Source organism: Ideonella sp. P3_A4 (assembly GCF_056403075.1).
In genome coordinates this window covers 1-9,580 of sequence record NZ_JBFUGE010000227.1, presented here as the reverse complement: position 1 = coordinate 9,580, position 9,580 = coordinate 1, and the positions used below count along the sequence as shown (strand labels likewise).

Annotated in this window: 8 protein-coding genes; 7 read left to right on the top strand and 1 reads right to left on the bottom strand. The window is 65.6% G+C overall.

Going from position 1 to position 9,580, the window contains the following annotated elements; translation table 11 throughout:
* From AC1DYI_RS19035 to AC1DYI_RS19005, 7 genes are all read left to right on the top strand, one after another.
* Positions 1 to 399: TOBE domain-containing protein (locus AC1DYI_RS19035; RefSeq protein WP_477205699.1), on the top strand; the 399-nt coding region annotated here is incomplete at its 5' end.
* Between the two features lie 191 nt (positions 400 to 590).
* Complete coding sequence (locus AC1DYI_RS19030) at positions 591 to 2,027, top strand: S41 family peptidase (protein ID WP_477205698.1); 1,437 nt, start codon at positions 591 to 593, stop codon at positions 2,025 to 2,027.
* A 147-nt stretch (positions 2,028 to 2,174) separates the two neighbouring features.
* Positions 2,175 to 2,948, top strand: a complete 774-nt coding sequence (locus AC1DYI_RS19025) for a HesA/MoeB/ThiF family protein (RefSeq protein ID WP_477205697.1) — start codon at positions 2,175 to 2,177, stop codon at positions 2,946 to 2,948.
* 76 nt (positions 2,949 to 3,024) lie between these two features.
* Entirely contained in the window at positions 3,025 to 3,927 is a 903-nt protein-coding gene (locus tag AC1DYI_RS19020) for an LOG family protein (RefSeq protein ID WP_477205696.1), read from the top strand.
* An 82-nt stretch (positions 3,928 to 4,009) separates the two neighbouring features.
* Positions 4,010 to 4,924 (top strand): arginase, encoded by a 915-nt coding sequence (rocF, locus tag AC1DYI_RS19015; protein ID WP_477205695.1) that lies wholly within the window; start codon positions 4,010 to 4,012, stop codon positions 4,922 to 4,924.
* A gap of 200 nt (positions 4,925 to 5,124) precedes the next feature.
* A complete protein-coding gene (locus AC1DYI_RS19010) occupies positions 5,125 to 6,075 on the top strand; it encodes an alpha/beta hydrolase fold domain-containing protein (RefSeq protein ID WP_477205694.1) in 951 nt (316 codons plus the stop codon).
* A 17-nt stretch (positions 6,076 to 6,092) separates the two neighbouring features.
* On the top strand, positions 6,093 to 7,667 hold the full coding sequence (locus AC1DYI_RS19005; RefSeq protein ID WP_477205693.1) for an ABC transporter substrate-binding protein: 1,575 nt from the start codon (positions 6,093 to 6,095) through the stop codon (positions 7,665 to 7,667).
* A gap of 10 nt (positions 7,668 to 7,677) precedes the next feature.
* On the opposite strand, the gene AC1DYI_RS19000 is transcribed toward AC1DYI_RS19005, so the two are convergent.
* On the bottom strand, positions 7,678 to 9,580 hold a 1,903-nt coding region (locus AC1DYI_RS19000), incomplete at its 5' end, for a WD40/YVTN/BNR-like repeat-containing protein (RefSeq protein ID WP_477205692.1).

Genomic DNA, 9,580 nt, shown 5'->3' with positions numbered 1-9,580 from the left:
CTGTACCACCGCCCGGCCACCCGTTTCGTCGCCGGCTTCATCGGCCATGGCGTCTTCACGCCCGGCCAGATCGTCTCGCTGCCTGAAGGCCCGCGCGTGCGCACCCCGCTGGGTGACTTGGACGACGCCGACGAATGCCTGCTGCCTGACGCCTACCCCGGCGGTGAATGCGACGTGTTGCTGCGCGCCGACGACATCGTCCACGACGACGACGCGCCAGTGAAAGCGCGGATCGAGCGCAAGGCCTTCCGCGGCTCGGAATTTCTTTACACGCTGCGCCTGGCCAGTGGGGAGCAAGTGCTGGCGCACGTGCCCTCGCACCACGACCACCAATTGGGCGAATGGATCGGCATCCGGCCTCAGGTCGACCACGTGGTCACGTTCCCCCGAGAAACATAGGTTTTTCGCCTCTTTTCCAGGGACCCAACGGCGGGGTTTTCCCACCCMCAGAAACGTGTCGATTTGTGAGTACCCGCTCACGACTTTTGCCACGCCGTTCAAGCAACTTTTCGGTTTTGTAGGGAACTCAGCCAATCGTTGCAGACCTATACTTGGCTGGCTGCGTACGCGAGCGTTTCAAGCGAGACAAAATGGGTGCAAAACTGAAAGTAGCGGGTCTGCTGACCCTCGGAGCCGTGGCAGGCGCATTGACGACGATGCAGCTGACAGCCATCGCGCGAAATACCTATTCGCCGATCCCGCTGGAGGAGATGCAGCAGCTCGCCCGCGCGTTCGACATCCTGAAAAGCGACTACGTCGAACCGGTCGACGAGAAAAAGCTGATCAACGACGCGTTGTCGGGCATGGTGTCGGGGCTCGACCCGCACTCGCAGTTCTTCGACAAGAAGAGCTTCAAGGAATTCCGCGAATCGACCACCGGCAAGTTCGTCGGCGTCGGTATTGAAATCGGCATGGAAGACGGCGTCGTCAAGGTCGTCTCCCCGATCGAAGGCTCTCCCGCCTTCCGCGCCGGCATCAAGTCGGGCGATCTGATCACCAAGATCGACGACACGCCCGTCAAGGGCCTGGGCATGGAACAGGCCGTCAAGCGCATGCGTGGCGACCCGAACACCAAGGTCATGCTGACGGTGTTCCGCAAGACCGAGAACCGCAGCTTCCCGGTGACGATCACGCGCGAAGAGATCCGCGTGCAGAGCGTGCGGGCCAAGATGATCGAGCCGGGCTACGCCTGGCTGCGCGTGACCCAATTCCAGGAACGCACGATCGAAGATTTCAGCCGGAAGCTGGAAGAGCTGTACAAGCAAGACCCGAACATCAAGGGCCTGGTGCTCGACCTGCGCAACGACCCGGGCGGCCTTCTCGAAGGCGCGGTGGCTCTGTCAGCCGCTTTCCTGCCGAACGACGCCATCGTCGTCAGCACCAACGGCCAGATCGCCGATTCGAAGTTCACCTACCACGCGTCGCCCGACAACTACATGCGCCGCGGCGGCGTCGACCCGCTGAAGAAGCTGCCGGCCGCGATCAAGAACGTGCCGATGGTGGTGCTGGTCAACGAAGGCTCGGCCTCGGCGAGCGAGATCGTTGCCGGCGCGCTGCAAGACCACCACCGCGCCGTCGTGATGGGCGCACAGACCTTCGGCAAGGGCTCGGTGCAGACCATTCGCCCGCTGTCAGCCGACACCGCGCTGAAGATCACCACCGCCCGCTACTACACGCCGAGCGGCCGTTCGATCCAGGCCAAGGGCATCGTGCCTGATGTCTGGCTCGACGAAACCGCCGAAGGCAATGTCTTCGCAGCGCTGCGCATGCGCGAGGCTGACCTGGAAAAGCACCTGGTCAACGGCGAAGAGAAGAACGAGGCCCGTGAAAAGGCGCGCGAAGAGGCCCGCAAGAAGCTGGAAGAGCAAGCCGAGAAGATCAAGGACGGCACGATCAAGCCGCTGCCTGAGTTCGGTAGTGGCGAAGACTTCCAGCTGACCCAGGCGATGAACCGGCTGAAGAMCCACCCGGTGATGGTCAGCAAGACCATGACCGAGCGCCCGCTGGACACCGACACCGAGCACTGATCCACCCGCGCGTGCCGACAAGGCACGCCCATAAATCAACGCCGCCGGCCTGCAAGGGCTTGCGGCGTTTGTTCTTGAGGCCCCCGACCAAACGACCGCCCGCCCCTAAGCGGTCAAGGTCTCGGCAACGGCCCGTATCCTTGCGCCATGACCGACGACGACCTGCTGCGCTACTCGCGCCACATCCTGCTCGACGAGATTGGCATCGAGGGCCAGGCCAAGCTGCAGGCCGGCCACGCGCTGGTCATCGGCGCCGGCGGCCTGGGCTCGCCGGTGGCGTTGTACCTTGGCACGGCAGGCGTGGGCCGAATCACACTGGTCGACCATGACCAAGTCGACCTGACCAACCTGCAGCGCCAGATTGCCCACAACATGGCGCGCGTCGGCGTGCCCAAGGCCGAATCGGCCCGAACGGCAATGCTGGCGATCAACCCGACGCTGGACATCCGCACCCTCTGCCAGCGCGCCGATGCGGCCCTGCTGGACACGCTGGTGGCCGAGGTCGATGTGGTGCTGGACTGCAGCGACAACTTCACCACGCGCCAGGCGGTGAATGCCGCCTGCGTCGCCCATGCCAAGCCGCTGGTGGCCGRCGCGGCGATCGGCTTCGACGGGCAGATTTCGGTCTACGACACGCGCCAGCCCRGCAAGCCCTGCTACGCCTGCCTGTTCCCGCCCGATGCGACCACCGAAGAGGCACGTTGCGCGCTGATGGGCGTGTTCGCACCGCTGGTCGGCATCATCGGCACGATGCAGGCGGCCGAAGCGCTGAAGCTGCTCGCCGGCGTCGGCGAATCGCTGGCGGGCCGTCTGCTGATGCTGGACGCACGCAGCATGCGTTGGGACGAAATCCGCCTCGCGCAACAAACGGACTGCGCGGTCTGTGGCCCCGTCCGCGCACAACGGCGCAGCGACGCCTGAAGCCGGTGCGTTGTGGCGCCCCGGCGCGGTGCGGCGGGAGTAAGCTCCCTCCCCCTTCTGCAATTTTCACTGCTTGATGGACAAACCCATCGACCTGACCGCCCGCAACTTCCCGAGTGCCGAAGAAGAAGCGCAAGCCCTGACGGCGCCGCCGCGCTACGACGGGCCCGAGAGCAGCTACCACCTGGCATTCACCGACACCGACTTCCTGGTCCGCCCGGAGCTGCGGCCGGTGCGCATGCAGCTGGAGCTGTTGAAACCCGAGCTGGTGCAGCAGGAGCAAGGCATCCGCAGCACGGTGGTGATCTTCGGCAGCGCGCGCATCCCGCCGCGAGATGTGGCTGAACACCGGCTGGCCGACGCCAACGCGGTCGGCGACGCCGCCGCCATCCGCCGCGCCGAAACGCAGCTGGCGATGRGCCGCTTCTACGAGGAGGCACGCCGCTTTTCGACGCTGGTGACCGAGCGCTCGCGCCGGCTGGCGCGGCCGATCTATGTTTGCACCGGCGGCGGGCCCGGCATCATGGAGGCAGGCAACCGCGGCGCGCACGAGATCGGCGGCAGGAGCATTGGCCTGAACATCGTGCTGCCGCACGAACAGGCACCGAACCCGTACATCACGCCGGAGCTGTGCTTCCAGTTCCATTACTTCGCGCTGCGCAAGATGCACTTCCTGATGCGCTCGGTCGCGCTGGTGTGCTTCCCGGGCGGCTTCGGCACGCTGGACGAGCTGTTCGAGGCGATGACGCTGATGCAGACCGGCAAGTGCCGGCGCCGGCCCATCCTGATGTTCGGGCGCGAGTTCTGGACACGGCTGATCGACTTCGACTACCTGATCGAGACCGGCATGATCAGCCCGGGCGACGAGAAGCTGTTCCGCTTCGTCGAGACGGCCGACGAAGCCTGGGAAGTGCTGGCGCAAGACTATGGGCTGGACGCCGGCGAAGACGGGAACGGTGACTACACGGGCGGCATCTAAACCGCTCCTGCCGCCGAAAATCCGGCCTGCAGGTCCATCGGACGCATACTTCTCCGTCAGGAACACCGGACAATACGCCCCCATGCTGAAAAAAGTCTCACTCATCGGCGCGCCGACCGACATCGGCGCCGGGGCGCGTGGCGCCAGCATGGGCCCCGAAGCCATGCGCGTCGCCAACATCGGCCCCATCCTCGAGGGCCACGGCCTGGAAGTGCTGGATCGCGGCAACCTGATCGGCCCGTCCAACCCCTGGCAACCACCAGACGAGGGCTACCGCCACCTGCCTGAGGTGGTGACCTGGAACCGCCTGGTGCACGACGCCGTGCACGCCGAATTGGCCGACGGGCGTCTTCCCATCCTGCTGGGCGGTGACCACTGCCTGGGCCTGGGCTCGATCAGCGCAGTGGCGCGCCACTGCCGCGAGACTGGCAAGAAACTGCGCGTGCTCTGGCTCGACGCGCACGCCGACTTCAACACCAGCCAGCTCACGCCCAGCGGCAACMTSCACGGCATGCCGGTGGCCTGCCTGTGCGGCCACGGCCCCAAAGAGCTGATCGAGATCGGTGGTCAGGTGCCGGCGATCAACCCGAAGTGGATCCGCCAGATCGGCATCCGCTCGGTCGACCCGGGTGAAAAACGCTTGGTGCACGAGGTAGGCCTGGAGGTCTACGACATGCGCTACATCGACGAGATGGGCATGCGCCACACGATGGAGCTGGCGTTGGCGACGATGGACGTCAACACCCACCTGCATGTGAGCTTCGATGTCGACTTCCTCGACCCGGACATCGCACCCGGCGTCGGCACCACCATCCCCGGTGGCCCGACCTACCGCGAAGCCCAGCTGTGCATGGAAATGATTGCCGACACTGGCCGCCTAGCCAGCCTGGACGTGATGGAGCTGAACCCGGCGCTGGACGTGCGCAACAAGACCGCCGAGATCGCGGTCGACCTGATCGAGAGCCTGTTCGGCAAGAGCACGCTGATGCGCAAGTGAGCTGGCGCGGCCGGGATGGCCGCGCGCACCAGATCGGGGAGCTGGCGTTCCAACGCCGGCCATCACGCCATATGACCCGCGGGTAAGCCCGCAGGCCGCCCCATCAAAGGTAACACCTGCTCACCACTGACAACGGTGCAGCAGGAATGCGCGTTGCCCCTGTTGGTCAGAATGTCTTCTGCTCCTCACTTTTGGCTGCCATGCGCTCCTATTTTTCCGTTCTTGTCCTGTCGATGCTCGGTTTTCTGGCGTCCTGCGGCGGCGGAGGCAAGAGCAGTCAGGCGTTTGAACTGTTCCAAGGCGCCGTCTACCAGGCGATGGAGGTCCACCCGTACGGCGACGTGGCCTACTCGCACCGGTCGAACTGGAACAGCGAGCAGTACACCTCCGACAGACGCAAGGCCCAGGAGGTCGGCACCAACCAGCTGACGCTGCTGATGGACGTCTGGGTGCCGCCGAACGCGACGTCGACGACGCCGATGCCGCTGGTGATCTTCGTGCATGGCGGTGGCTACACGCAGGGTGGCAAGGAAGAGAAGGCCGACGACGCCATCGGCTATGCGCGCGCCGGTTTCGTCACTGCGTCGATCAACTACCGACTGACCCCGGACAACACCGACAGCCCAGAGCTGCGCACGATGGCGATCGTGCAGGCCAGCGACGACCTGTTGAACGCGGTGCGCTTCCTGAAGGTCAACGCGAGTACCTATCACATCGACACCTCACGCATCGCGATCGTCGGCAGCTCGGCCGGCGGCGGCCTGGCGCTGGTCAGCGCGATCGAGGGTGACCCCGACGTGCTCGCCGGCACCTCGTCCGACTACCCCGGCATCTCATCGCATGTGGCCGCCGTCGTGTCCACCGGCGCCACGCTGATCGACCCGCAGTTCGATTCCGACCCGCTGCTGCACTACGATCGCAACGACGCGCCGGTGCTGCTGTTCCATGCTCAACCGCAAGACCAGACGACCGGCGCGACCTGGGCCGGCAATGTGTTGCCGACCAAGCAGCGCATCGACGCTTCCGGCAACAGCTGCACCACGATCCCGACCCCGGACGCGCCGCACACCGTGCCATTGGGCATCGACAGCAAATGGTGGCCGACCGTCCGCGACTTCCTCTGGGACCAGCTGAGCCTGTCCGTCATCTGAACAACCTGCGCCGGCTCTTGCGGCGCGCCGCCGGCTGGCTCGCCGGCGGCCTGATCGGCCTGGCCGCACTGCCCACGCCCGCGGCAACCTTGCGGGTAGCAACGGGGTTCGATCCGCAGTCGATGGACCCGCATGCGCTGGCGCTGCTGTACCACGCGCGGGTCATCTACCAGATCTACGAATCGCTGGTCGGCCGCGACGCGAACATGAAGCTCGAGCCGGCGCTTGCGCTGACCTGGAGCCAGCCCAATCCGACCACGTGGCGTTTCAAGCTGCGCCCCGACGTCAAGTTCCACGACGGCACGCCCTTCACTGCCGACGACGTGGTGTTCTCGGTCGAACGCGCGTTGGCCCCGCCTTCGCAGCGCGGCTTCCAGCTGCAGGGTGTCACCGGTGCCCGGGTCGTTGACCCGCTGACGGTCGACCTGCTGCTGGCAACCCCCGATGCGGTGCTGCCCGAGAAACTGCAGTACTGGTGCATCATGAGCCGGGCCTGGGCGCAGAAGCACGGCGTCGAAAAGGCGCAGGACTTCAATGGCAAGCAAGAGACCTTTGCCGTGCGCAACGCCAACGGCACAGGCCCCTTCCGGCTCGACCGCTACGAGCCCGACGTCAAGGTGGTGTTGAAAGCCAACCCGCAGTGGTGGGGCCGCGGCGACAAACGCAACGGCAATCTCGACGAGGTCAGCTTCTTGCCGATCCGCTCCGACGCCACGCGGCTGGCGGCGCTGTCCTCGGGCGAGATCGACCTCGTGCTCGACCCACCGTTCCAGGACATCGACCGCCTGAAGCACGACGACCGCCTGAAGCTCGCACAGACGGTGGACATCGGCCAGCAGTACCTGACCTTCGACCAGGCCAGCGACGAGCTCGAAGGCAGCGACGTGAAGGGCAGGAACCCCTTCAAGGACTTGCGCGTGAGACGTGCGGTCTACCAGGCGCTGAACGTCGACCTGATCGTCGCCAAGGTGCTGCACGGACAAGGCAGGCCCACAGGCGCCCTCCTGTCGCCACTGCTCGACGGTTCACCACCCGAACTCGACAAGCGCCTGCCCTACGACCCCGCAAAGGCGCGCGCGCTGCTGGCCGAGGCCGGCTACCCGAACGGCTTCTCGGTCACGCTCGACTGCGTGAACATCGCCTTCCGCGAGAACGTCTGCCAGGCCGCCACCGCGATGCTGACGCAGGTGGGCATCCGCGCGACGCTGCACTCATCGCCCACCAACCAGTTCTTCCCCAAGCTGAGCCAGGCCAGCGCCAGCTTCATCGAATTCGGCTTCACGCCGCAGCCCGATCCGTGGTCGACGTTGAACGCGCTGTTCCACAGCAAAGGCGCCGGTACCGGCACGGGCATCTTCAACGCCGGCCGCTACAGCAACCCCAAGCTCGATACGCTGATCGACAACATCCGCACCGAGCCCGACCTGACCCGCCGCCGCGCGCAGATCGGCGTCGCGCTGCGCCTGATCGGCGATGACCTGCCCTTCATCCCGCTCTACCGCCGCACGCTGACCTGGGCGATGGCGAAGAAGGTCAGCCTGGTTCAGTGGAACAACGACACGGTCGAGCTGCGCTGGGTCAGTGTGAAGTAGCTGGGCTGGCTTATTGCCCGCCCGTGGCTGTCGCGAGCACCATTCCATCGCTGCCGACGATCCAGCCGGTGTAGGCGTCGAGGAAGAACGCCGCGCGCAGCCCGCCAGCGGCGTGGCTGGCCTGGACACCCCACGTCTTGCCGCCATCGACAGTGGCCAGCACCGTGCCGTGATCACCGACGATCCAACCATGCAACGCATCGGTGAACCATATGTCGCGAAGCGAGGTACGCGGTGGTACGAGCACCCGACTCCATGACAGCCCAGCATCGGTCGACGTCAAAACTGCCCCGGCTTCACCGACGGCCCAAGCCGTGGATGCACCGACGAACACCACGCGATTCATCTCCTCGAAGATGCCGGTCGGCCGTGCGCTCCAGGTGGCCCCGCCATCGTCGGTCCGATAGACGGTGCCGCTGTCGCCGGTGGCGACACCGACGTTAGCGTCGAGAAAACGGATGCTCGTCGCGGTAAACGCCGTGTCCGGCAGCGGCTGCCAGGTGTCTCCGCCATCGGTGCTCCGATGGAGCCCGCGATAGCCGGCGATCGCCCACCCGTTGCGGGCATCGATAAAGTGAAAGGCGTGGACATTGATCAAGCCACCAGTGACCACCGGGGTCCACCAACTGGCGCCGCCGTCCGTGGTCTTGCTGACGCCCCATTCGCCGGCGAGCCAACCGGTCGACGACGACACKAACTGCAGCTTCGCGAAGCTGCCCTGCTGGCCCGTCAGGCTCTTGCGCGTCCAGTCACGGCCGCCATTGCTGGTCTCCAGCAGCCACCCCCCGTTGCCGACCGCGACGCCTTTGTGCTGATCGAAGAACCAGACCGAACTGAGCTCAGTCCAGCTTTCATCGGCCGGCGGGCCGAACATCTGGGTCCAGGCGCCGCCACCATCGAGCGAGCGATAGACCCGCGAGTCATAGGTCAGCCACAACGCTCCCTGTCCGACGAACAGGCTGCTCGCCTGGTACAACTCCTGCGCGACGCCCAGCCGTGCCCAATGACTGCCGGCATCTGTCGTGAGATAGAAGTCGTTGCCAATCCTGAACCACAGCGTCTGCGCGTCTTGCGCATGGAGTTCATACGACGGATCGTAGACCTCGTCCGGCACCTGGACCTTCGTCCACGAACTGCCGGCATTGGTGCTGCGGAACAGGCTGTTCTCACCGGCAGCCCAGGCCGCGCTGTCGCCGAACACCTTGAGGAATTCCACCTGCTCGGGCAGGCCTACAGGAGAGACCCGCCCCCATGACGCGCCGCCGTCGCGGGTGCGGAACATCCGCTGCTCCGACGTCGACCAGTCATAGGTCATTAGCAGGCCGGTGCGCGCGCTGCCCATGCTAAAGCGGCGCAGGTATCCGGTGCCGCCCATGTCGAACGACACCGTCGAGTCATCAGCCCCCATGTGCGTCGACTTGCGAACGCCAGAGAAGTAATCGACCTTCCAGAACGTGCCGTCTTCAGTGACTTCGTCCGGGCTCAGCTTCGCGGTGGCCCAGGTCTGGCCCCCGTCGACCGTCGTTCGCGCCTGTTCATAGTCGAACACAGCCAGTACCTGCGATTCATCCAGCACGACCAGGCCCATGCCCGCTGGTTCACCGGGGTAGCCCGTCTCATTGGCTTGCCGGGTCCAGGTGGCGCCGGCGTCGGTGGTCTTGAGGGTCGCGCCGTGGTCGCCAATGATCCAACCGACGGACGCACTCGCAAAACGTACATACCTCAAGTCGTCGGTCAACTGCGAGACCTGGGGGACCCAGGTCGCGCCACCGTCCATGGTCTTCAGGATTTGTCCCGCCTGACCTACTGCCCACCCGGTGCCGGCATCGACGAACGTCATGTCCAGGATACGGTTGCCGGCTGGCAGCGGCCGCTGCCAGCACCACCCCTTGTCGTCGCCGCCGCTGCACTGC